Origin of the sequence: Lactococcus nasutitermitis, assembly GCF_018403765.1 — a bacterium.
GTDB lineage: Bacteria > Bacillota > Bacilli > Lactobacillales > Streptococcaceae > Lactococcus > Lactococcus nasutitermitis.
Map to the genome: position 1 here is coordinate 253573 of NZ_BOVQ01000002.1, position 23140 is coordinate 276712.

Annotated in this window: 18 protein-coding genes and 1 tRNA gene; 1 reads left to right on the top strand and 18 read right to left on the bottom strand. The window is 39.1% G+C overall.

The annotated features are described in order from the left end of the window. Positions 1-15: 15 nt before the first annotated feature. From pgmB to ligA, 13 genes are all read right to left on the bottom strand, one after another. Positions 16-678, bottom strand: coding sequence for a beta-phosphoglucomutase (gene pgmB / locus KJS36_RS01680; RefSeq protein ID WP_213533683.1), 663 nt, complete (start codon positions 676-678; stop codon positions 16-18). Positions 679-740: 62 nt separating this feature from the next. Next, entirely contained in the window at positions 741-2099 is a 1359-nt protein-coding gene (gene glmM, locus KJS36_RS01685) for a phosphoglucosamine mutase (RefSeq protein WP_213533685.1), read from the bottom strand. Between the two features lie 41 nt (positions 2100-2140). After that, positions 2141-3103 (bottom strand): CdaR family protein, encoded by a 963-nt coding sequence (locus KJS36_RS01690; protein WP_213533687.1) that lies wholly within the window; start codon positions 3101-3103, stop codon positions 2141-2143. Beyond that, entirely contained in the window at positions 3093-3935 is an 843-nt protein-coding gene (gene cdaA / locus KJS36_RS01695; RefSeq protein ID WP_213533690.1) for a diadenylate cyclase CdaA, read from the bottom strand. Before cdaA ends, KJS36_RS01690 begins: the two co-directional genes overlap by 11 nt. A gap of 133 nt (positions 3936-4068) precedes the next feature. Beyond that, a complete protein-coding gene (locus KJS36_RS01700) occupies positions 4069-7170 on the bottom strand; it encodes a beta strand repeat-containing protein (protein WP_213533692.1) in 3102 nt (1033 codons plus the stop codon). A 27-nt stretch (positions 7171-7197) separates the two neighbouring features. Then, a complete protein-coding gene (locus KJS36_RS01705) occupies positions 7198-7857 on the bottom strand; it encodes a WxL domain-containing protein (RefSeq protein ID WP_213533694.1) in 660 nt (219 codons plus the stop codon). Positions 7858-7893: 36 nt separating this feature from the next. Then, positions 7894-8208, bottom strand: coding sequence for an EF2685/EF0750 family sortase-dependent surface protein (locus KJS36_RS01710; protein WP_213533696.1), 315 nt, complete (start codon positions 8206-8208; stop codon positions 7894-7896). Positions 8209-8340: 132 nt separating this feature from the next. Beyond that, a complete protein-coding gene (locus tag KJS36_RS01715; protein ID WP_213533698.1) occupies positions 8341-9474 on the bottom strand; it encodes a WxLIP family cell surface protein in 1134 nt (377 codons plus the stop codon). 422 nt (positions 9475-9896) lie between these two features. After that, a complete protein-coding gene (gene nifJ / locus KJS36_RS01720) occupies positions 9897-13592 on the bottom strand; it encodes a pyruvate:ferredoxin (flavodoxin) oxidoreductase (RefSeq protein WP_213533700.1) in 3696 nt (1231 codons plus the stop codon). Positions 13593-13595: 3 nt separating this feature from the next. Continuing rightward, complete coding sequence (locus tag KJS36_RS01725; protein ID WP_213533702.1) at positions 13596-13733, bottom strand: hypothetical protein; 138 nt, start codon at positions 13731-13733, stop codon at positions 13596-13598. A gap of 114 nt (positions 13734-13847) precedes the next feature. Then, positions 13848-14984, bottom strand: coding sequence for an ABC transporter ATP-binding protein (locus KJS36_RS01730; protein ID WP_213533704.1), 1137 nt, complete (start codon positions 14982-14984; stop codon positions 13848-13850). A gap of 108 nt (positions 14985-15092) precedes the next feature. Beyond that, positions 15093-16100: a diacylglycerol kinase family lipid kinase gene (locus KJS36_RS01735; protein WP_213533706.1), complete on the bottom strand. Its 1008-nt coding sequence runs from the start codon at positions 16098-16100 to the stop codon at positions 15093-15095. A 46-nt stretch (positions 16101-16146) separates the two neighbouring features. Then, positions 16147-18111 (bottom strand): NAD-dependent DNA ligase LigA, encoded by a 1965-nt coding sequence (gene ligA, locus KJS36_RS01740; protein WP_213533708.1) that lies wholly within the window; start codon positions 18109-18111, stop codon positions 16147-16149. Positions 18112-18240: 129 nt separating this feature from the next. On the opposite strand from ligA, the gene KJS36_RS01745 reads away from it, so the two are divergent. Beyond that, positions 18241-18311 (top strand) — tRNA-Cys (locus KJS36_RS01745). 197 nt (positions 18312-18508) lie between these two features. Here KJS36_RS01745 and KJS36_RS01750 read toward each other — a convergent pair. The 5 genes from KJS36_RS01750 to KJS36_RS01770 form a co-directional block, all read right to left on the bottom strand. Next, positions 18509-19039 (bottom strand): hypothetical protein, encoded by a 531-nt coding sequence (locus KJS36_RS01750; RefSeq protein ID WP_213533710.1) that lies wholly within the window; start codon positions 19037-19039, stop codon positions 18509-18511. Between the two features lie 187 nt (positions 19040-19226). Next, complete coding sequence (locus KJS36_RS01755) at positions 19227-20723, bottom strand: 6-phospho-beta-glucosidase (RefSeq protein ID WP_213533712.1); 1497 nt, start codon at positions 20721-20723, stop codon at positions 19227-19229. Between the two features lies 1 nt (position 20724). After that, positions 20725-21330, bottom strand: coding sequence for a histidine phosphatase family protein (locus KJS36_RS01760; protein ID WP_213533715.1), 606 nt, complete (start codon positions 21328-21330; stop codon positions 20725-20727). A 33-nt stretch (positions 21331-21363) separates the two neighbouring features. Further along, entirely contained in the window at positions 21364-21630 is a 267-nt protein-coding gene (locus KJS36_RS01765) for a hypothetical protein (RefSeq protein ID WP_213533717.1), read from the bottom strand. Positions 21631-21723: 93 nt separating this feature from the next. Beyond that, on the bottom strand, positions 21724-23094 hold the full coding sequence (locus KJS36_RS01770) for a PTS sugar transporter subunit IIC (RefSeq protein WP_213533719.1): 1371 nt from the start codon (positions 23092-23094) through the stop codon (positions 21724-21726). Between the last annotated feature and the right edge of the window lie 46 nt (positions 23095-23140).

The window sequence follows — 23140 nt, forward strand, 5'->3', positions numbered from 1 at the left end:
CTGACTTTTTAGATTTTATTTTTTTGAATTCCATGTGTTCGTGAGGAGTTCAAATGTATAATGCGAGGTATCTGGAACAAGCGTAATGTCTGTTCCCAAATCTTCTGCACGTCCAACACCAATAGGTAAAGCACCTGAATCCTTTATTGCTTGGATACCTGCCTGAGAGTCTTCCAAACCTATTGCTTCTTTTGGTGAAACTTGTACTGCTTCCGCAGCTGCTATAAAGATGTCTGGTGCCGGTTTTGAAGCTGCTACTTTTGCCGGGTCAGCAATCGCATCGAAATACTCTGTAAGTGCCATACGTTCGAGCAAAAATGGTCCATTTTTTGAAGCTGAAGCGAGGGCAATCTTGATATGATTTTTTCGTAAATCTTGGAGAAGTTGCAAAATTCCAGGATAGACATCTTTTGGAGAAACATCTTGAATCATTTGAACATAGTTATCATTTTTTCGTTTTGCTAATTCAGCAAATTCTATATCGCTCACTTTTTTATTTCCTAGGGCTAAGATTTTTGTGAGTGAATCTTCACGAGACACACCTTTAAGTTGTTCGTTAAATTCCCTATCTACACCAGTAATACCTATTTCTTCGGCGAGAGCTTTCCACGCACGAAAATGATATTCCGCTGTGTCTGTGATGACTCCATCTAAATCAAATAATACTGCTTTAAACATTATTTTTTTCCTTTTCTATAATTCCAAATAAGAACTTCATTTAAAACGAAGTTCTTTTCTTTTTATTTTACACCAATTTCAGCTTCTACAACTTTGGCTATCGTATCAACAACTTCATCTACCTCTGCTTGTGTAGGGGCTTCTGCCATAACACGAAGTAACGGTTCTGTACCACTTGGGCGTACTAGAATACGTCCTTTACCATTCATTTTTGTTTCCATTTGAGCAATAATTTCTTTGATTGCTGGAACTGCCATAGCATTTTTCTTAGCTTCATTGTCTTTGACACGAATATTCGTCAATTTTTGTGGATAAATAGTAACTTCTGCTGCGAGTTCTGATAAAGTTTTGCCTGTATCACGAAGAACTTTAAGAAGTTGAATAGCAGAAAGCTGCCCATCTCCTGTGGTATTATAATCAAGGAAAATCATGTGTCCTGATTGTTCTCCACCGAAGTTATAATTATTTTTCTTCATTTCCTCGACAACATAACGGTCACCGACTGCTGTTACTACTGAGTTAATTCCTTCTGCTTCTAAGCCTAAGTGAAAGCCAAGATTACTCATAACTGTTGTTACTACAGTATTTTGTGCGAGTTTTTCTTTTGCTGAGAGATATTTGCTGACGATATACATAATCTTGTCGCCATCAACAATTTGTCCTTTTTCATCTGCTGCAATCAAACGGTCTGCATCACCATCAAAAGCAAGTCCTAATGCAGAACCTGTTTCTACAACTTTTTTCGCCATATTTTCAGGATGAGTCGAGCCAACAGCAACATTGATATTGAGACCATCAGGGTCTTCACCAATAACAGTTAGTTCAGCTTTAAGGTCTGCAAAAACAGCACGCGCACTTGTGTATGATGCTCCGTTTGCACAGTCTAAAACAACCTTATATCCTGAAAAATCTCCTTCTGCTGTTGATTTAAGGAATGTTTGGTACTTGCGAACAGCTTCTGAATAATCATGAAGTGTTCCTAAGCCTTGAGCAGATGGACGAGGTAATGTATCTTCTTTAGCATCAATTAAAGCTTCAATTTCTAATTCTTTGGCATCTTCTAATTTGTAGCCGTCACCTCCGAAGAACTTGATACCATTATCAAGTGCTGGATTATGGCTCGCAGAAATCATGACCCCTGCAGAAACACCATCTTTTTTAACAAGATAAGCCACACCTGGAGTTGCGATTACCCCAAGGTCGTAGACTTCAATACCGACAGACAAAAGTCCTGAAATCAAGCTCGTCGCAAGAAGTTGTCCCGAAATACGTGTATCACGCGCAACATAAACTGTAGGTGTTTTGCTCTCGTGCTGACTTAGGACATAACCACCGAAACGTCCAAGTTTAAATGCCATTTCAGGTGTTAATTCTACGTTTGCTTCGCCACGGACACCGTCCGTTCCAAAATATTTAGCCATTCTACTTTTTATTCTCCATTTTTTTATTTATTTTAACATTTTCAATTAGTTTTTTTAACAACTGGTTGTAAAGTCACTTCTACTGTGTGTGGACGTATGCTAATATCATCTCCAGAAAGTGTTACTTCTACTTTCTTTTGTTGTGTGACATTTGTGATATCCACGGGAACATCAATGCTTTTTATTTTATCTAGTGCTGTTTGCTCGCCATATATTCTCACATTTTTGTCAGATAAACTTGTTTTTATATCTGACAAGCTACTATCCATTGTTCCTGTCATTTTTACGTTGAGTGGCACTGTTTTTGACAGTTTATCAACACTGACTTTTAGTTTTACATTAGCTGGACTAATCTGCGCACTTTGAATTTTTCCTTTTGAGTCCACAGCACGTAAGGCAACTGTCCCAGAGTAGTTATCTGTCAATAGAACATCACTTGGAAGTTCTGCTACAATTCTTTTTATTTTCTTGATACTATTCACACCTGCTGTGACTTTTACTTTACTTTCTGAAAGAGAGACTGAAGCAACTGAGAATCCTGTTGGTAATTGTGTGGGATTAACTTCTGATTTGACATCAAAGTTTTCCGTTGCTTTCTTTTCTATAGTCACACTTATTGTTGTCGGACTAATCTCAGCATCTACTCCATTGGGTAACTGCTCAATCCTTACTGGAACATTACTTGTCCCTTCGGCTACTTTTGTCAAATCTGCACTAAGATAAAAATCACGTGTTGCTGTATTTTCTTCATTGCTGATTTGCAGGCGATTGTATCCTGATAAGTGAACGGTGGCAACACTGTTGTAGCCACTTACAAAGTATTTATTTGAATCGTATTTTAACTCAATAGGAACATTACTAAGTGCTGTTGTATAGACTTCCCCACTGGTTCTTAGTCCTTCATTTCTTATAGAAATAGCACTGGCATTGAAAAATAACACTATCGCAAAAAATACTGAGACTAAAATATAAAATAGTTTAGAGGTAAAAAATTTATTTGTCATTTTTTCCTCCTTTTGAACTTTCTGCATCAGGGGCAAGAACGGCAATCAACATATCGCGGAATTTTTCTTTTGATATATCAGCAAAAAATTCGCCATTGTGTGCGATTGAGATGCCTCCAGTTTCCTCTGAAACGACTAAAATCAAGGCATCTGAAACTTCTGATAGTCCAATCGCTGCACGATGTCGCGTGCCAAATTGCTTGGAAATACCTGATTTTTCCGTTAGAGGTAGATAAGCAGATGTTACTGCGATTTTATCGCCTTGAACGATGACTGCACCGTCATGTAAGGGAGTATTGGGAATAAAAATATTGATAATTAGACCTTCGGAAATATCCGCATCTAGGCGAATTCCTGTTGAGGCATATTCGTCAAGATTTTGTGATTGCTCAATAGCAATCAAGGCTCCAATTTTTCTCTCGGACATATAAGCAAAAGATTTTTCATAGGCTTGTACATGACCATCTAGGGATTGTTTGCGACTGGGTGTTAGGAAATTTGTTGTTCGTCCTAAACTTTCCAAAGCACGTCTAATCTCTGGCTGGAAGATGATAACTCCTGCAATAGCACCGTAAGTTACCACTTGATTGAGCAGCCATGCGACAGTTGTCAAACCAATCATTCCTGCAATAATCTTGATAGCAATGAAAATAATAACACCACGAACTAGCGTCATCAATTTTGTTCCCTGAACAAAACGAATCACACGGTACAAGAAAAAGCTAACAATGGCAATATCCAATACAGAAATTACCAAACGTAATGGTGATTCATTTACTTCAAAAATCTTTTGCCAAAAATCTAGGTTAAAAAATTGATTAAAATCACTCAAATTTCAACCTCCTCATCTTTGGTTGATAAAACTATTATACCAAAATTTTATTGGTCTTGCTGATAAATAGAAAATATTCTCTCAAATCTTAAAAAAATTTCTTATTGCGATTGCAATAAGAAATTTCTCTTGATTATGGTGCTACACTTAATGTCCATGTTACTTGGCCTGTGTAAGTACCCGTCTGAACATCTGCAGGTACATTGAGTGAGAAAGCTGATGAGTTAGCAGCTAAAACATTTGTCGTACCGAGCTGTCCTGATGAGGCTGTGTAGATTTGAATACCTCCAGAACCTGCTGATGTTAAGTTCTGGTTATTGTACATCAAGTTCACTGAATTTCCAGCCAAATGGCTGTCTTCTGCAATAGAAATTGTCCAGCCTGTCAGGCTTGTCGTTCGTGAATCACTTACCGTTACTCCTGAGTTTAAAGACCCTATATAATTTTCAGGTGCTCCTGTGATTTGATGACTGCCAAAGTCCATACTATTTGGTACAGACATAGAAAGTTCTCCACTCAGTGCCAGTTGTACAGTATAGTTATTACTAACCCCCACGATATAACCTCCAAAACCAGATACGGCATCAGAAAGTGCGTTAGGCGGTGTTCCATAACTTTGACCGCTTGGGTCTGCATACTGATAAATAGACCAGCCGTCATATGTACTTGTACTCAAAGTTGTATTGATTTTACTTTGAGTTGCTGTCACAACACTAGCTGGGATTTCTGTTCCAGTTAGTGCAGAGTAATCTGTTCCATCTGCATTGACAAAGTTAAAGTTCGCAATGGCTGGTTGTGTCATACCATTGCCAGACGCATCACACTTGATTGAAACAGATGGAGTTTGAACTAAAGCTTTTAGATATACTGTCCAGTTATTATTAGTGACATTATAATAAGCATTTGTCGTTGAGGCTGCTTGTGCTGCTGAAACTGAAGCATAAGAATTGCCATCTGGTGCAACGACATGGTCAATCGTATAACCTTGAGGAATAGCTGTAGTCGGAACTGTCATAGTAGCATTTGTTAATCCAGATAGATTGATAGTGGCAGGTAGAGTTGCTGCTACACCTGCTGTTGTAGGATTACTACTTGGCTGACCTGTTGTATCATCAACTCCGGGTGTGCCATTTACATAGCTATAGTTTACTTTTCCTGACTGACTTTGTGCTGACACTACAAACTGAAAGGCACTATCTGCTCCTGTGAACATACTACCTGTCCCTGTAAAGTTATTGTAGTTAGTAGAGATATAAGGAAAGTTTCCTAAAATGCTTGTGATACTTCCTGTTGTGTTGTTTGCCTTTGAGGGATCAATAATGTTTGTAATCGCGTAGCCTGCAGGAAGAGTTGTCATTGCTGACGATGGGTCGGTGATTGTTGTTCCTGTTACTCCAGCTTGATTTAATGCCGAACCATTAGGAAGGGCGGGTGCAGTATTTCCAGCATTGCCGTTTGCTCCTGGTGTGTTTGAGGCATATGTGTAGCTATAAGTTGCAGAATGACTATCTGCGGCAAGAACCGCTACAAAACTATTTGCCATTGCATTCGTTCCACCATTTGATGAATCAAGTGTGTAGTTTGGATTTGCTGCAAGTGCTGCTGCAAAGCTTGGATAACTCTGATTATCAGGGCCAATAACATGGTCAATGTGATAGCCCGTTGGGATTGTTGATGGAGTAAAGGAAATAGCTGCATCTGTACCGCCAGACAAGGCTTGCCCTGCTGGAAGAGTGTCTGCTTTACCTGGGGTATAACCTGCTGCTGTCAAACTTGTTGACGGATAAGCAACGGTATGTCCATAACCATCTGACATCGTTGCTGTTCCTGGTGTCCCTGGAAGATACCAGTAGCCCACTTGTCCTGACTCCGTTTTAGGGGTATACTGGATGTTTAAAACGTTGGGATTGGTCGTTCCTGAGACAAAGTTGGCAACTGTGATAGACTGTGTGGAGTCGTAGGTGTATCCTGCAGGTGCTGGTGGCGCAACGTAATTAAAGGTTCCTTGCGTATTTGAAGCTGTCGCAGGAGTAGATGTTGCTGTACTACCTGGTGCTAAAACACCAAGGACATCTGAAACATTGGCAATAATCGTTGATTGTTGTGTCATGCTAGAGATTGCTTTACCAGTCGTACTATTGACATAGTTTACGAGTGCTGGTTCAGTCCCACGTCCGATAGTTCCTGCGCCGCCGTTCAGAGAAACTGATAAGTTACTGTAGTTTCCTCCTGTACCAGCGACAAATCCCATTGACATGGAGTCTTGCAAATTACAATGTGTCGTGAGTGTATAGGTTTTAGTACTTCCAAGTCCAAGTGATCCTTTGTTTTGTGATGTTAGGCTGAAAGTAAGTGTTCCAGAGTTAAATCCAGTAGGTGCACTGTTTGTCGTATCTGGTGTCCAAGACATAGATATGGGCTCTTGAACAACTCCGGGAATTGTTACTCCTGCTAAAGCTGTACTGTCATCTGCCTGCATCCAAGCCTGACCAGTCGTGGTGTTTGTGGTTGTTCCGCTAGGATATGAGGCGGGATTGAGTGTTCCACCTGCCAGAGTATTTCTAATCGCGATGACATTTCCGCCACCATTATACCAACCGTTAGAGCCATTCTGACCATCAGGTCCTGGTGGAAGTCCGTTAGCATCTAGTAAGTTAGAGAATAGGTCACGTCCTAAAAAGTAGGAGTTTGAAAGTCCTGAAATTCCTAAACCAGGTCCTGTTGCCTGAGAGATATTTGCTGCTAACTGACCGGCTGAGGCTGGTGTCAAGATAAAACCTATCGCATCTCCACCATTTTGGAAATTCCCTAGTGTTCCTGCATCTACTTTAATAGATGCAGACATCACAAAAGCGTTGTTTGTCCCAATTGAAGAATTTGTAGAGATAGAACCGTTGAATATCCCATAGCCTACTTTGTTTGGATCATTATTTACTAAATTTAACCAGTTACCAGATTTACTTGGACTGTCATTTCCACCTAGAGTGTAGTTTGAGGCTTGGTTTTGTTGTCCACTGTATGCGTGGTTTCCTGTGTCCCATGAACTTCCGGGTGTGAGTGTTCCGACACCTGTTGTGGTTGCTGCGTTCGCCGTTTGAGTGGATAGTATTCCTAGAGTTGGCAACAAGGTACTTACTAAAAGTAAGGCGCTTGCGCCAAGATTTATTGACTTTTTAAGTAAGTTGGTGAAATTCGCCATGTTGTCCCTTTCAAAGAAATTGAGGTTTTTGTGCATTGATTAAAACCTCCCTCTAATGCTTGATTATTGTGCTAAAGTTAAGTTCCAAGTGATAGTTGCTGTATGTGTGCCGGTTGTTTGTTGAGCAACAGGAACTGATAATTTAGCATTTGCAAATGTATCGGCATAGTAACCTGGTGTTGCACCGCTGTCTGCTGCGATTTGGTTTGGTTGACCATCATTAGTCAAAGTCACGCTTCCAGCAGGTGTAACTGCTGAAACATCTGTAAGAGCTGGTGTTGTTGGTGTGACATTTGAAGCTGTACCTGCGCCAAATGTAATCGTTGCTTGGTTCATATCGCTAAAGCCAGATGTTGAAGCTGTGATATTGAAAGCTGGTGATGCTGCTCCACGTAAATCATGCCAAGCTACTAAAGGTTGTGAACTTGTTACATCAGCATCTTCAGACGTTGTGAAATCTGTTGTCGCTCCATCTACTGTATAGGTTCCAAAGTTTAAGTTTGAAGCGTAGTCAAGTGCCAAAGCTCCAGGTGTTGTTGGTGTGCCAGGTTGAGGAACATTAATTGGAGGCAATGGTGTTGTAGAATCTGGTGCTTGGAAAGTAACAGTATTTGTTGTGTCCCAAGATGTTGTGCTTGTTGAGTCTGCGAAAGCTGGGCCAGCAGTAGCGATAAGTGCGAGGGCAGTAAGAGTTGCAGAGGCTAAGGTAATTCCTTTTTTCATGATGTGTTCTTCCTTTCTCGAAGAAAATAATTTGATTTACTTGTTTTTGTAACTTTTTTCTTTAAAAAGTTTTAAATAAAGAAGTAAAGCTACAAAAAGCATTCCTATCCCAGTCGGGATTGTAAAATTTTGGGTTTCCCCTGTTTTTGGAAGCGTTCCTTTCGGAGTTTCCGTTTTGATTGGATTTCCATTTGGAAGTCCTGGTGCAGATGGTTTAGGCAAATTAGGATTTGCAATAAATGTAATCGTTGCAGTATCCGTCACAGGCCTGGCACTTACTGTTGCTGCATCAGCTCGTGGTAGATGTCCTACTATAAATAAGAGTAAGACAGCAACAAGTATTTTCCTCAAGATACGTTTCTCCTTTCTTTGAAGCCTATTGTTGTACTTCGCGCTTACACCCATGATTGACTATAAGCAAGAAGTACAACAATGATATAGATAAAGTTTTTTTATGAGGAATATAGGGTCTCTGGTGTTTTGTTAGTTTTCTTGTTCTTTCTTGTCGTCTTCTTCTTTGTTACGACGTTTAAAGAGGAGTAGAATGATAATGAACAAGAATAGGATGATAATCACTATGCCGATAATCAATAACCAGTTGATTGTTGTTTTATGATTAATCGTAGGGTCTTTTGCGTTAAGAGTTGTGGCTTGGTTTCCTGTAATCGTGAAGTCTTTATCAAATGTCCATTTGTAATCATATTTGGTTACTTGCCCATTTACTAAAGTTTGGTACTGTCCACTATTGTCTTTGTTTCCGTAAACTATCATATGAAGGTGATATTTTCCTGGTTTAAGTGGTTGGGATGTTTTTCCGTTGAGTACACCTTGTATTGAGACAGGGATAGCTAGGTTAAAGTTAGAATTGGGTGCCATCTCCATGGCTGAGTTACTAAAATCGTACTTAATGGACTTGTCTTTGAGACTTGTTACTTCTGCGATCGTGTTCATCTGCATGAGATAAGCCATGGCTGGATTTGTCAACTGGGCTGAGATGACATTGCGCTCATTGACTTGGTCTGCTTTTACTGATCCCAAGTTCAGAGAGGGAGCGACTTTGGTCATCGACTCTTGCATCACTAATCCTATGACATATCGGTAGTTATTTGTAATCGTCACACCAGTTTTTTTACTACTTGGCGCTGTGGTATCTGATGTATTTTCTTCAAAATTGAAGCCTCCGGCAATGACTCCTGTGAAGTTTTTTGTTGGCATGGTGACAGTTGCTGTGACCTCTGCGCTGGCATGTGCGGGGAGTGTCAGAGTTTTAGGAAGTTTAACATAGTCTTTTAAGTTAATCTTCATAGAAGCATCTGGTTTTACTAGGTTTGGTGTATAGCCAACGTTTCCTGTGCTTGTTGTAAAAGCTGTCCCAAAGGTTGTGTTAATCTTAATCGTTGATGAGGAGGAGTTGACTATTTGAAAATTGAGCTTTTCTGATTCGCCTGGATTTAATAGGAGATTGAAATAACCTAAGTTTTTATCTGTTTGATGGGATGCAGCTATCGGTGTTACGGAGAAGTTTGCACCGTCTGCATAACTTATCTTTGTGGTAGCCCCAATGCAGAATAGGACAGTCAAACTTGCTATGAGGTATGTTAATCTTTTTTTATTCATTTGTTTCTCCCTATTCTTTTTGAAAAGCTGATTTGGTTAATGTTTTATCTTATCTTTTGAGATAAGATGAAAGACTAGTCTTTCTTTGTTGCTGTTATGTTATGTTATGTTATGTTATGTTATGTTATGTTATGTTATGTTATGTTATGTTATGTTATGTTATGTTAATTTTATAAACATTTTAATTGTACAAACAATTTAAAAGTTACGTTAAAAAATCATTTGTATTCTTATAATTACATTTTAACTCTTTTTCTTCCTTGTGTCAACCTTTTTGAAAAAAATATTTGTTATTTTAATATATGCTTATAAGCCTTTTAAAATCAAGGTTTACGTCCTATATGGGATGTTTTATTTATGGATTATTTGAAAATAAAATAAAAAAAACCAATAAATTGGTTTTTTATTTTATTGATACTCTTTTATTTGCTTTCAGCCTTACGGGCTTCACGTTCTGCTCTTCTGGCGGCACGTCGTGCTTCATGTTCTGGGTCAGCTTTACGTTCGCGTTTTTCGCGGACTGGTTTATTTGTTGTTAGTGCTTCTCCAGAGGCTTTGGCAGTTGTTTTTGCTTCGCGTTCTAAGAATTTTTCGACATCTCCTGACATACGAGCGTAACGAATAAACTTCTTGCGTGCATCATCTGCGGCTTTCTCATAGAGTTGTTCAGCTTGTTCAGCATTAATTTTCTTTAAATTGGCAAAGCGTGCTTGTTTTAATAAGAAAGAATGTACTTGCGTAAAATCTGGTTTCTTGAAATCAAGTGTTAGAGGATTTTTTCCAGCATCTTCGAGATTTGGATTGTAGCGATAAAGTTGCCAATAGCCACTATTCACGGCTTCTTTAGCTTCTTCTAAGACTTTACCCATGCCTCCGTAAAGACCGTGAGAAATACAAGGTGTGTAAGCAATGATTAATGATGGGCCTTGGTGCTTTTCTGCTTCATCGAAGGCACGAATGGTTTGCAACATGCTGGCACCTGATGCGATTTGTGCGACATAGACATTGCCGTAAGTCATTGCCATGAAGCCTAAATCTTTTTTGGCTGCTGTTTTTCCTGCTGCTGCAAATTGCGCAATCGCGCTGGCTGGTGTTGCTTTTGAAACTTGTCCACCAGTATTCGCATAGACTTCATTGTCCATGACGAGGATATTTACATCGGCACCTGAGGCAATCACGTGGTCCAATCCGCCAAAACCGATGTCATATGCCCAACCATCTCCACCGAAAATCCATTGACTTGGCTTAACGAACTGGTCTTTTTGCTTATAAATCTGTTCAAGTGCTGGTGAGTTGAAATGTTCTGAGGCGAGCATGGCTTTTAATTTTTCGGCTCTGGCACGCGTTCCTTCGGAATCGAAAAGATGTTCTGCCCAATCTTTCGCTAGTGTTTGCAAGTCTTCTGACATTTCTGGGAGAGCTGCTAAGACTTCGCTGGCTAATTTTTCACGGCGGGAAACAGATGCCATGTGCATACCATAGCCGTATTCTGCATTATCTTCAAAAAGGCTATTTGACCAAGCTGGGCCTTGTCCTTGACCATTCGTTGTATATGGTGTTGCTTGTGTGCCTCCGTAGATGGAGCTACAACCTGTGGCGTTAGAAATCATCATGCGGTCACCAAACATTTGTGATAAGAGTTTGATGTATGGTGTTTCGCCACAGCCTGAGCAGGCGCCTGAAAATTCAAAGAGGGGTTGATTAAATTGTGTGCCGATAACTGTTTCTTGTCGTGCTGGATTTTCTTTTGTTTTCAAAGTCATCGCAAATGCCCAGTTGACTGCCTGCTCTTTTTGGCTTTCGTAAGATACCATTTTTAGGGCTTCGCCAGCTTTTGGACAGGCTTCTACACACAATCCGCAACCTGTACAATCTTCTGCAGACACTTGAATACGATAGCTCATACCATCTGCTGCTCGATAATCCATGACTTTGAAGCCTTCAGGGGCAACATTCCACTCGTCTTCGTCCACGAGGAATGGACGAATTGCGGCATGAGGGCAGACAAAGGCACATTCGTTACACTGGATACAAAATTCTGGGTTCCAAGCCGGCACTTCGAGAGCTACACCGCGTTTTTCAACGGCTGTTGTTCCTGTGATGGCTGTTCCGTTGGGAACATTTTCGGCGATTGTTTGTACAGAGAGGTCATCTCCTTCAAAAGCGTTGACTTTATCTAGGAAATTAAAAACGTACTTTTTGTGGCTGCCTATTTCAACGACTTCTGCCGTTTCATTTTCTGATTTGGCTTGCTTGTTGTCTGTTGAGTTGCTCCACGTTTCTGGGATTTCTACTTGGTGAAGGCCTGCAAGGGCGCTTTCCATTGCATCAAGATTTTGCTTGACAATCGTTGGAGATTTTTTTGCATATTTTTGTGCATCTTTTTTGAGAAGTTCATAGACTTCATCAAATGGCATGATGTTAGTTAGTTTGAAAAATGCGACTTGCATAATGGTGTTGATACGCCGTCCGAGCCCTACTGCGCGGGCAATCTTCGCTGCATCAATCGTATAAAATTTGACAGACTTGTCAAAAAGTTCTTTTTTGAATTTTTCTGGTAAATTTTTTGACAGCTTTTCGTCAGACCAACTTGTGTTGAGGAGGAAAATCCCTTTTTGTTTGAGACCTTTGATAAGGTCATATTGATGAACATAAGTCGCATTGGCACACTCGATAAAGTCTGTGGCTACGGTCATATATTCTGACAGAATTGGACTATCTCCGAAACGTAAATGGCTAATTGTCAAACCACCAGATTTTTTGGAATCATATTCAAAAGCACCTTGGACAAATTTTTCTGTGTGGTCGCCAATGATTTTGATAGCTGCTTTATTGGCACCAACTGTACCGTCAGAACCAAATCCCCAGAATTTTGCTTGATAAGTATCTGACGAAGTTAAATCTTTTTTTGACAGTTCTGTCAAAGACAAATGTGTCACATCATCATCAATGCCAATCGTAAATTGACGTTTGCTATCATTTTTGACAAGTTCGTCAAAAACGCTGATAATGTGTTCGGGACGTGTATCTTTGCCCCCAACACCGTAACGACCACCAATAACTTTTTTGACAGAACTGTCAAAAAGTGTTGACTGCACATCAAGAAATAGAGGTTCACCATTTGAGCCAGATTCTTTTGTCCTATCAAGTACAGCAACTGATTTCACTGTTTTAGGTAATTTTTCAAGGAAATTTTCTGTTGGAAATGGACGATACAAATGAATATTCAAAAATCCAACTTTGCGTCCTTGTGCATTTAGATAATCCACTGTCTGTTTGACCGTTCCAGCAACTGAACCCATGCTCACAATGACTTCTTGCGCATCAGCAGCACCATAATAATCAACTAAATCATAATTTGTCCCACGCAAATCATTAATTTTTCCCATATATTTTTGAACAATCGCAGGCAAAGCATCATAATATTTATTCACTGTTTCACGTTCTTGGAAATAAATATCCGCATTTTGATTGGTTCCTGAAACTGTTGGGTGGTCAGGATTCATTGCGCGCATACGAAAATCAGCTAATTTTTCTTGGTCAATCATTTCGCCCAAATCAGCATAATCCAAAACATCAATTTTTTGGATTTCATGACTTGTTCTAAAACCATCAAAGAAATTCATGAAAGGCACAGAACCTTCAATCGTTGCCAAATGTGCCACAGCAGACAAATCCATCACTTCTTGCACACTTGACTCTGCAAGCATTGCGTAACCCGTTGTTCTCGCTGCCATCACATCTGATTGGTCACCAAAAATGTTCAGTGCATTTGTCGCCACAGCACGCGCTGCAACATGAACAACAGAAGGCAAAAGTTCGCCTGCGATTTTATACATATTAGGCAACATTAAAAGAAGCCCTTGCGAGGCGGTATATGTCGTGGCAAGTCCGCCCGCTTGAAGAACACCGTGCATGGCACCTGCTGCACCGGCTTCCGACTGCATTTCTGTGATTTTTACTGGCTGTCCCCAGATATTTTTACGTCCTGCCGTTGCCCAAGCATCAGTGTAATCTGCCATTGGCGAACTAGGTGTGATTGGGTAAATCACAGCAATTTCAGAAAAGGCATAAGCAACGTGTGCTGCCGCCATATTTCCGTCCATTGTTTTTTTCATTTATCAAACTTTCTCGATAAGAGCATTTATTCTACCTTCTTTTTCACAAAAACGGTGTCGGTGTTTTTGCTTAGTTTCAAAAATATCAAACCAAGAAACTAAAGAGCTTTTACCTATTTTTTTAATTTTGACTAAATTCATTTTAGCATTTTATTGTGTCATAAGATACTCAACAGGATGTCAATTATCTTTTACACAAGAAAAAACTCTATCAATAATCTGATAGAGTATTAAGAGGAAAACCGTGGTTAATTTTTATTCAGTGATACGTTTTTCAGTTTCATTATCAAAGAAATGCGCTTTGTTCAAGTTCAAAGTAAGTGTGATTTTTTCACCTGGTTCACGGAAATCGCGTGCTTCAACACGAGAAACAAATTCTGTTGAACCTGTCCTCAAATAAAGCATTGTTTCAGCACCAAGAAGTTCAGATACAACCACTTCTGCTTCAACTTTTGAATTTGGATAAGCTTGTTGAGCAATATTTGTGGCAGAGATATCTTCTGGACGAATACCAAGAATAACATCTTTTCCATCGTAACCTTTTTCTTTCAAAAGTTTAGCTTGACCTTCAGGAATATCCATCGCCAAACCTTCGCCATTGGAAATCTTATCGCCTTGAACAGTCACATTGAAGAAATTCATCGCAGGACTTCCAATAAATCCAGCCACAAACTTATTTGCAGGTTCATTGTACAATTCTTGTGGTGTACCAATTTGTTCTACACGTCCAACTGTTCCAGTCTTATCAACATTTGGAGATGAAGACATGATAACGATACGGTCAGCAAGTGTCATCGCTTCTGTTTGGTCGTGAGTTACATAAATAGTTGTTGCACCAATTCGACGGTGAATTTTGGCAATTTCAGTACGCATAGACACACGAAGTTTTGCATCCAAGTTTGACAAGGGCTCGTCCATCAAGAATACTTTAGCATCACGGACAATCGCACGTCCCATAGCCACACGTTGACGTTGACCACCAGACAAATCAGCAGGCTTACGATCGAGCATATCTGTCAATCCAAGAATAGCAGCAGCTTCATCAACACGTTTTTTGATATCATCTTTTTTGTATTTACGTAATTTCAGACCAAAAGCCATATTGTCAAAGACAGTCATATGAGGATAAAGTGCGTAGTTTTGGAAAACCATGGCAATATCACGGTCTTTTGGCGCAACATCATTCATTACTTTATCATCAATTTTGAATTCACCCTCAGTAATATCTTCAAGTCCTGCAATCATACGTAAGGTCGTTGATTTACCACAACCAGAAGGACCAACGAAAACGATAAATTCTTTATCTTTAACGTCTAAGTTAAAATCTTCAACCGCATATTGTGTTGCATTTGGATATTTCTTATAAATTTTTTCCAAATTAAGTGTTGTCATTTTGTACACCTCATGTATTTATTTGATACTTCTAGTTTACTGCAAACGTTTTCCATAAACAATATCATCCTTGCACAAAAAAACTGTACAATATGCACAGCTTTTTTATTATTTCTCTTTCATACGTTCTGTTTCTTCGACAAATTTTTGGGCGACAGCTTCAAGCGCCAAACTATCCTCATCACCGATATAATGCTCATCATTGATTTCATCAAGATTGACAAACATATCAATATGTCCTTTCAAATCTTCAAATATAACTGGCGCATCACCACCATATTCACCATCAATATTAATCATAATCTGTTGACCTGCAAGTGGTTCAATCTCAACACGACTGGTCTTGATATATTCCAAATTAACATCTTCCAAATGCTTACCATTTGCAACAATCGCAAGTAATGCCATCAAATCAAACAAATTATCCGTTTTAACCAAAATCAACGTAAATAAACCATCATCAAGTTTCGCATCTGGCGCAATTTTTTCAAAGCCTCCGACAGAATTTGTCAATGCAGTGAAAAACATTGAAACATCGCCTTCAAACACACCATTATCATGTGTCACACGAACGGGCGCTTTACGCACACGCGGTAAAAGCTCCGCGCCTTTTACAAGATAGGCAAGATAGCCAAAGGCTGTCTTCAAACGGCTCGGTACACTGTAAGTCAGCTCGGTCAGTCCACCACCTGCAGCAATATTAACAAAGTAACTATCTCCATAATCGCGAGGAACTCGTCCTACATCAATCGACAACACTTGATTTTTCCCAATGATTTCAATCGCCTCAAGAGGTTTGCCACGTGGAATTTTCAAAGCACGTGCAAAATCATTTGTCGTTCCTGTCGGGATAATTGCTAGTTTTGGACGTTTCTCATACGGAGCCATTCCACTAACCACCTCATTTATTGTGCCATCTCCACCTGCCGCGATAATCAAGTCAAATCCTTCTTTGGTCACGCGCGCAGCTTCTATCTTTGCTGAATCTTGTACTGGCGTTGTTTGAAAAGCGCTGGCTTCATAACCATAAGATTCTAATTTATCTAAAATATCTGCAATATATTTTTTAATAATTTCCTGACCACTGGTCGGATTGTAAATCAATCTTGCTCTCATATTTATCCCTTTTTCATACTTTATATTTTCTGAAATTCAGCAAAAGTCACAATTCTGCTAAATCTTCCTCTGACCAAATCTCAATTCCTAACTCTTGTGCTTTTGTTAATTTTGAACCTGCATCAGCGCCTGCCACGACAATATCTGTTTTCCGAGAAACTGAGCCCGAAACATTTGCTCCCAAATTCTCAAGCTTCTCACGTGCTTCATTGCGAGTTAATTGAGTCAGCTTTCCTGTTAAAACAACTGTTTTTCCTGATAAAATACTATCCGTTGCTATTACACCTAAATAATCAAAATTCACACCCGCTGTAGCTAATTCATCCAGCAACTGTTTGGCACCATCTGTCTCAAAATAACTTGTTACAGCTGCCGCAATCACTCCTCCAAGTGATGGAATTTGCGCGATTTCCTCTTCTGAAGCAACAGCCAATTTTCTCAGATTTAAAAATTCTTCCATGAGTAATTTTGCTGCTTTGGAACCCACATGACGAATTCCCAAACCAAACAGTAACTTCTCAGCTGAATTTACTCGAGAAGCTTGTATTGCCGTTACAATCTTCTGTGCTGATTTTTCTTGTATCTTATCCAATCCAAGCAACATTTCTACCGTCAACTGATACAAATCAGCCACGTCTGTAATCAATTTTTTATCAAAGAGTTGAGCAACTACAGAAGGGCCCAGCCCTACAATATTCATCGCATTTCGCGAAGCAAAATGAATTAAACGTTCTCTGTTTTGTGCAGGACAGAGTGGATTGACACAGCGCAATGCAACTTCATCTTCAAAGTGCAACAAGTCCGAGCTACATTCAGGACATTTTTCGGGTACAGGTAATTCCACTAAATCTGCTGAACGTTTATCAAACAACACTCGCCCTACTTTTGGAATAATATCGCCTGCTTTATAAATCAAGACTTTGTCCCCGATACGAATATCTTTTTCTCGGATATAATCCACATTATGTAAAGTTGCACGAGAAACCCGCGTTTGTGCCAAAATCACAGGAGTCATATTTGCCGTTGGTGTCACAACACCTGTTCGACCAACCGTCCACTCTACTGACAAAACTTCCGTTTCAGCAACTTCAGCAGGAAATTTATAGGCAATCGCCCAACGTGGTGCTTTCACCGTAAAACCAAGTTCTTCCTGCTGTGCCAGATTATTAACCTTTATAACAACACCATCTATATCATACGGTAAATGATCACGTAACTCTGTCACACGCTCAATAAAAGTCCAGATTTCATCCATTGTTCGTGCAAGTACACGTTCCTTATTCACCACTAAACCAAGCTGTTCAAAATATTCAAGAACCTCTTCCTGAGTATCATGTGTTGCTGGGCTTGCTTCTTGATAAAGGAAAGTCGCTAAACCACGCTTTGCAACCACTTTTGTATCCAACTGTCGCAAAGTTCCTGCTGCTGCATTTCTTGGATTTGCAAAAGGTGCCGCACCTTCTAACTCACGCTCAATATTGAGTTTATCAAAACTTTTTCGAGGTAAATAAGCTTCCCCACGCACGACAATATCCACTGGCTCTGTCAAACGCAAAGGAACATCTTTTATTCGTTTCACATTTTCCGTGATATTTTCACCAATCGAACCGTCTCCACGTGTTGCTGCCGTTACCAGTACACCATTTTCATAGTAGAGAGACAAAGATAAGCCATCAATCTTCAATTCACAAATATACTCTGGCTCAGGTAATTCCTTACGTACACGTTCTTCCCAAGCCGCCAACTCCTCACGCGAAAAAACATCGCCTAAAGAATAAAGATTATAGGGATGTTGAAACTTTTCAAAACCTGATAATATCACATCTCCCGCTCGTTGTGTCGGTGAATCCGAACGTACCAACTGAGGATTTTCCTCCTCCAAAGTTACCAATTCTTTATAAAGACGGTCATATTCACTATCCTCAACAGATGGCTGGTCTAGCGTATAATATTCATAAGCATATTGATTAAGTAATTCGGTTAATTCCTTGATTTTTGACTCACTATTCATTCTTATATTTTAACATTTTTTATACAAAAAATCTGTCTCATTTTTATCTCTATTTTTATAAATTTTATTTTTTAAATACCCTCACTCTTGATTTTATACTTCATTTTCGCTATAATGTATAAGTGTTGTGGCGGTGTAGTGAAGTGGTAACACATGGCTCTGCAAAAGCTTAATCGTCGGTTCAAATCCGATCACCGCCTTAGTTAATCCTTTAAAATAAAAGTTTATATATTATTTGTCCCTATTGCTTTTTATAAAAAAACCTCCGAATTTATCGGAGGTTTTTTGTATTTTTTTAAATCTAGTGTATCTGGTTCAGTCATCTACTAGCTTTTTCCCTTGCATATCTACCATACCAAATCATCTACAAACTTTATACGACTATTCCAATATTTAATCAGTTAGAATATGCGTTAAAAGCAACACCTTCATTTTTCCAGCCAGCCTTAATCAATGAATCTCTTTCATAAACGCTCATAGTAAAATGATGTGAGCCTACTTTTGCGTTTGGATTATATAAACGATAAACTGGCGCTCCAGTATTAGCTTTAGCAACCGCAAACTGAACTCCAACGCCATCATTCTTCCAGCCAAGCGCAACTAAGCTTGAAACTTCAAAGGTATTTGTTGTATACTGATGGTCCCCAGCATTAGGATTATATAAACGTTGTACAACAGGATACCCTGTAAATGGGGATGACACATAAGGAATTTTGAATGCTGTGCCTTCATATGACCATCCAGCTTTTATAAGTTCTACAACCTCAAATCCAACTGGAGTATAAACGTGTTCTCCCGTATTAGGGTTATATACTCTGGAAACATTAGCTTTTGGTATTTTAACATCTGCATGTACTTGGTGTTCAACTACTGTTCCACCTACTAAAAGAGTAGTCATTGCCAACATTGATAATACGACTTTTTTCATAAAATTCTCCTTTTTGTTAATTATTTAACATAACTATTCTACCAAATATATTATGTATTATAAAGCAGAAATAAAATACTTTCTTTTCTTTTACATGATAATATCTTCTCAATAATCGTGTGAATGAATTAAACAAATAATCGTTGCTAAAAAGCAACGATTATTTGTATTTATCTTATTTATTTTTTTAAAGTTCTTCGCCATTAGTAGCAATTACTTTTTGATACCAGTTAAACGAGTCTTTCTTAGAACGGGCAAGTGTTCCATTTCCTTCATTGTCTTTATCGACATAAATCATGCCATAACGTTTTTTCATTTCGCCTGTGCCGGCTGAGACGAGGTCAATGAAGCCCCAAGGTGTGTAGCCCATCAGGTCAACGCCTTCATAAGTCACTGCATCTTCCATTGCTTTGATATGTGCTTTGAGATAATCAATACGATATGGGTCGTGAATAGAGCCATCTGCTTCGACCTCATCAACTGCTCCAAAACCATTTTCTACGATAAAAAGTGGTTTTTCATAGCGTTCATAGAACCATGATAATGCCCAACGTAATCCCATTGGGTCAATCTGCCAGCCCCATTCAGAAGCTTCGACAAAATTATTTTTTATGAGGTCTGTATCTTCGTTATAGTCAAACTCTGGTGCGCCAAGATGTTCACGTGTGTCTGCATTTCCAGATGATGCGTGTGATTTGTCTTTAGCCCCCCTATCATTCGTTGCCTGATCTTGAATGGCAAAGCTCATATAATAGCTAAAACCAATATAATCCACACAACCTTTGGCAAGTGCTGCCTCATCTTCTGCTGTAATATCCAATTTGAAATCTTTACGTGCAAAATAAGACTTCAAATAGGCAGGATAATGACCACGCACATGAACATCAGCAAACCAATAACGACGTCGCATAGCAACTGTTGCTGCCATCATGTCATTTGGATTCATTGTTGCAGGGTAAATCGGACACATTGCAATCATGCAACCAATCTGAAAATCAGGATTAATTTTATGTCCAATCTCAACGACTTTCGCACTTGCGACCAACTCATAGTGAGCGGCTTGATACATGACTTCTTCGCGATTGTCCTCAGCAGTAAATTTTAATCCAGAGTTCGTAAATGGTGCAAAATCACGATTGAAATTTGCCTGATTGTTGATTTCGTTGAAAGTCATCCAATATTTCACTTTGTCTTTGTAACGTGTCATGACAACTTCTGCAAAACGTACAAAGAAGTCAATCAACTTACGATTACGAAATCCGCCGTATTCTGTAACCAGATGATAAGGAAGTTCAAAGTGTGAAAGAGTAATGACAGGTTCAATTCCATTTTTCAAACACTCATCAAACAAATCGTCGTAAAATTGAAGTCCTTCTTCATTTGGTTCTGTTTCATCTCCATTGGGGAAAATTCTTGTCCAAGCAATCGAGGTACGGAAACATTTTAATCCCAACTCAGTAAAGAGTGCGACATCTTCCTTATAGTGACCGTAAAAGTCAATCGCTTCATGATTGGGGTAATTTTCTCCTGGAATGACGCCATCTGTGATTTTACGTTCGACACCATTTGCGCCTGCGGTCATTACATCAGCGACAGATGGACCTTTTCCACCTTTATTCCATCCACCTTCTAATTGATGAGCTGCTACAGCTCCCCCCCAAAGGAAATCTTTTCTTAATGTCATATCATCTCTTTTCTAACTCACTGAAATCATGATTAATGCTTTCAATAAGAGTAAATTTATTATTTTTATATTCAAATTTTAAAATGCAACAGTTTTTTAATCCACGGGGAAGCTGATTTTCTGCATTTGATGCTCGTGTAAAGCAGGCTAATGCGCCTCCATGTGATACTGCAAGAACATTTTTTTCTTCATCTGTTGATTGCATCACTTGGACAAGTGCTTCAACCATTCGCAGACCTACTTCTGTCTGACTTTCACCATCAAAAGGAACAAATAAATCACCGTAAGGAACTATTTTTGGATTTAAATCTTCAGATTCTGCTTCAAAACGTCCAAAATTCCATTCTTTCAAAGCTTTTAAACGTTTATAAGGTAAATTTTCCAAATCATTTTGTTTCAAAACTAACTCTAAAGTATCAACCGCACGTTCTTGAGTCGAACTATAAGCCCTGTCAATCACAATTTGATTTTTTACAAAGTAGTTCCCTGCAATCTGTGCTTGTCTTATTCCTTTTTCTGTCAATGGAGAATCGCACCAACCTTGTATCTTATGTAATTTGTTAAATAAGGTTTCTCCGTGGCGCATCAAATAAAGAGTTTTTACCATATATTTACTTCTTTCATTATGGAGTTTTTAATCTCACTCTTCTTCGTCTTCAATAATTTTAAATTCTTTGGCAAAACGTTTAGGAGAAATTACCTTTAAATCCGCTTTTGACATCTGGATGAGATAATCTCCCTCACGCGCACTACCACCATATAATAAACTAAAGCGCAGTTGCTGAGGATATTTAGGATGCCACATCATGATATTTTCATCAAAGAGATGTTGTACCCATTTTTCATATTTTTCTTCATGTGCAACTTGCCAAGCATCTACTATGCGCTCGCCCATTAATGCTTTCATTGTATTTCCTATTCTAATTATACTCAAGTAGTATAAGTTCTTACAAAGACAAGCTCAAGAATGTATTCCTGAGCTTGTACTAAAGTCAAATAATTATGCGTTTTCAGCTTGAATCTCAGCTTCTTGTTCTGCTTCTTCTTTAAGAAGAACCTTATCATAAGCATTTGCGAAAGGCCAATAAACAACAACCGACAGAACAAGGATGATTATTTGCCATATCATACCTTGTAAACCACCAACTAAGAAACCTGAAAGGATAGCTGGAGTTGTCCAAGGAATGACGACACCATTGAATGGTGGGATAATATGCAATGCAATCACGATGTAAGTCAAGATACCAGAAATCAAAGGCATGAGAATGAATGGAACACCAAGGATAGGGTTCAAGACGATTGGCAAACCAAAGAGGACAGGTTCATTGATGTTAAAGATTGCAGGTCCAATTTCCATTTTACCAAGTGTTTTCATCTGTACAGATTTAGCACGCCAGAGAAGGAATACAACAAGACCAATTGTCAAACCTGAACCAGTAACAGTCAAGTATTGATCCATGAAGGCTTGGACAACGATGTGAGTTGTATGACCATCAACAGTTTGTCCAAGTTTAAATGGAATGTTGTGTGCATTAGCATAGTGATAAACATAAGCATTATCAGCTGCATTTGCTTGAAGCAATGGACCCATGATACCACCGATAATAGTAGCACCGTGAACACCGAACCACCAGATAAATACTGGCATAAATGCGATAACGAAGACACCGACAGGTCCATCTGTCACGTGTTGCAATGGTGTTTGAATCCATTTATAAACAAGTTCAACGAATGTTGTTTTACCAGCCAAGACGCAGATACCATTGAGGATACCACCCATTGTGATGATAGCTCCGGCAGGAATCAAGGCTGTAAATGATGCTGCTACGTTTGCAGGTACTTGTTCAGGCATTTTAATCGTGATATTACGACGCATGAATCCTGTATAGATAAATCCAACAAGAAGACCAACGATGATAGAGAGAACCATACCTTTACCACCAAGCCATTGACGGTCGATAACACCTGAAACTTGCCAAGCAGTAGAAACTTTAGTAGGGTCTGCAACGTTTGTTACAGAATGAATTGTGTCTGGTTGGAGTAGCACGTGAACGATTACGGCTGTCAAACCAGCAGGAACTCCTTCAAAACCAGCATCACGTACCCAGCTATATGCAATACCGAAAACGGCAAGCAAAGCCATAATACCAAATGAAGCGTTATTGATTTGTCCCATGACACCGCCAAGACCAATCTTATTGATATAGTCAGCGAGTGGTTGATAAGGGAGGTTAGATAAAATTAAGAATATGGAACCAATAATGATAAATGGAATTGGATAAATCATACCATTCTTGATGGCTGTAACAGCACGTGTGTTCAAGAATTTCATCATTGGAGGCATAACTTTATTTTGAATAAAATTATTCATTTTAAAAAGCCTTTCATAATAATTATTTTTTTCTATAAATAGAAAA

Bases quoted from the DNA above. Each gene is read 5' to 3' on its own strand.
- pgmB (WP_213533683.1), bottom strand. From the start codon at position 678: ATGTTTAAAGCAGTATTATTTGATTTAGATGGAGTCATCACAGACACA.
- glmM (WP_213533685.1), bottom strand. From the start codon at position 2,099: ATGGCTAAATATTTTGGAACGGACGGTGTCCGTGGCGAAGCAAACGTA.
- KJS36_RS01690 (WP_213533687.1), bottom strand. From the start codon at position 3,103: ATGACAAATAAATTTTTTACCTCTAAACTATTTTATATTTTAGTCTCA.
- KJS36_RS01700 (WP_213533692.1), bottom strand. From the start codon at position 7,170: ATGCACAAAAACCTCAATTTCTTTGAAAGGGACAACATGGCGAATTTC.
- KJS36_RS01705 (WP_213533694.1), bottom strand. From the start codon at position 7,857: ATGAAAAAAGGAATTACCTTAGCCTCTGCAACTCTTACTGCCCTCGCA.
- KJS36_RS01715 (WP_213533698.1), bottom strand. From the start codon at position 9,474: ATGAATAAAAAAAGATTAACATACCTCATAGCAAGTTTGACTGTCCTA.
- nifJ (WP_213533700.1), bottom strand. From the start codon at position 13,592: ATGAAAAAAACAATGGACGGAAATATGGCGGCAGCACACGTTGCTTAT.
- KJS36_RS01725 (WP_213533702.1), bottom strand. From the start codon at position 13,733: ATGAATTTAGTCAAAATTAAAAAAATAGGTAAAAGCTCTTTAGTTTCT.
- KJS36_RS01730 (WP_213533704.1), bottom strand. From the start codon at position 14,984: ATGACAACACTTAATTTGGAAAAAATTTATAAGAAATATCCAAATGCA.
- KJS36_RS01735 (WP_213533706.1), bottom strand. From the start codon at position 16,100: ATGAGAGCAAGATTGATTTACAATCCGACCAGTGGTCAGGAAATTATT.
- ligA (WP_213533708.1), bottom strand. From the start codon at position 18,111: ATGAATAGTGAGTCAAAAATCAAGGAATTAACCGAATTACTTAATCAA.
- KJS36_RS01750 (WP_213533710.1), bottom strand. From the start codon at position 19,039: ATGAAAAAAGTCGTATTATCAATGTTGGCAATGACTACTCTTTTAGTA.
- KJS36_RS01755 (WP_213533712.1), bottom strand. From the start codon at position 20,723: ATGACATTAAGAAAAGATTTCCTTTGGGGGGGAGCTGTAGCAGCTCAT.
- KJS36_RS01760 (WP_213533715.1), bottom strand. From the start codon at position 21,330: ATGGTAAAAACTCTTTATTTGATGCGCCACGGAGAAACCTTATTTAAC.
- KJS36_RS01765 (WP_213533717.1), bottom strand. From the start codon at position 21,630: ATGAAAGCATTAATGGGCGAGCGCATAGTAGATGCTTGGCAAGTTGCA.
- KJS36_RS01770 (WP_213533719.1), bottom strand. From the start codon at position 23,094: ATGAATAATTTTATTCAAAATAAAGTTATGCCTCCAATGATGAAATTC.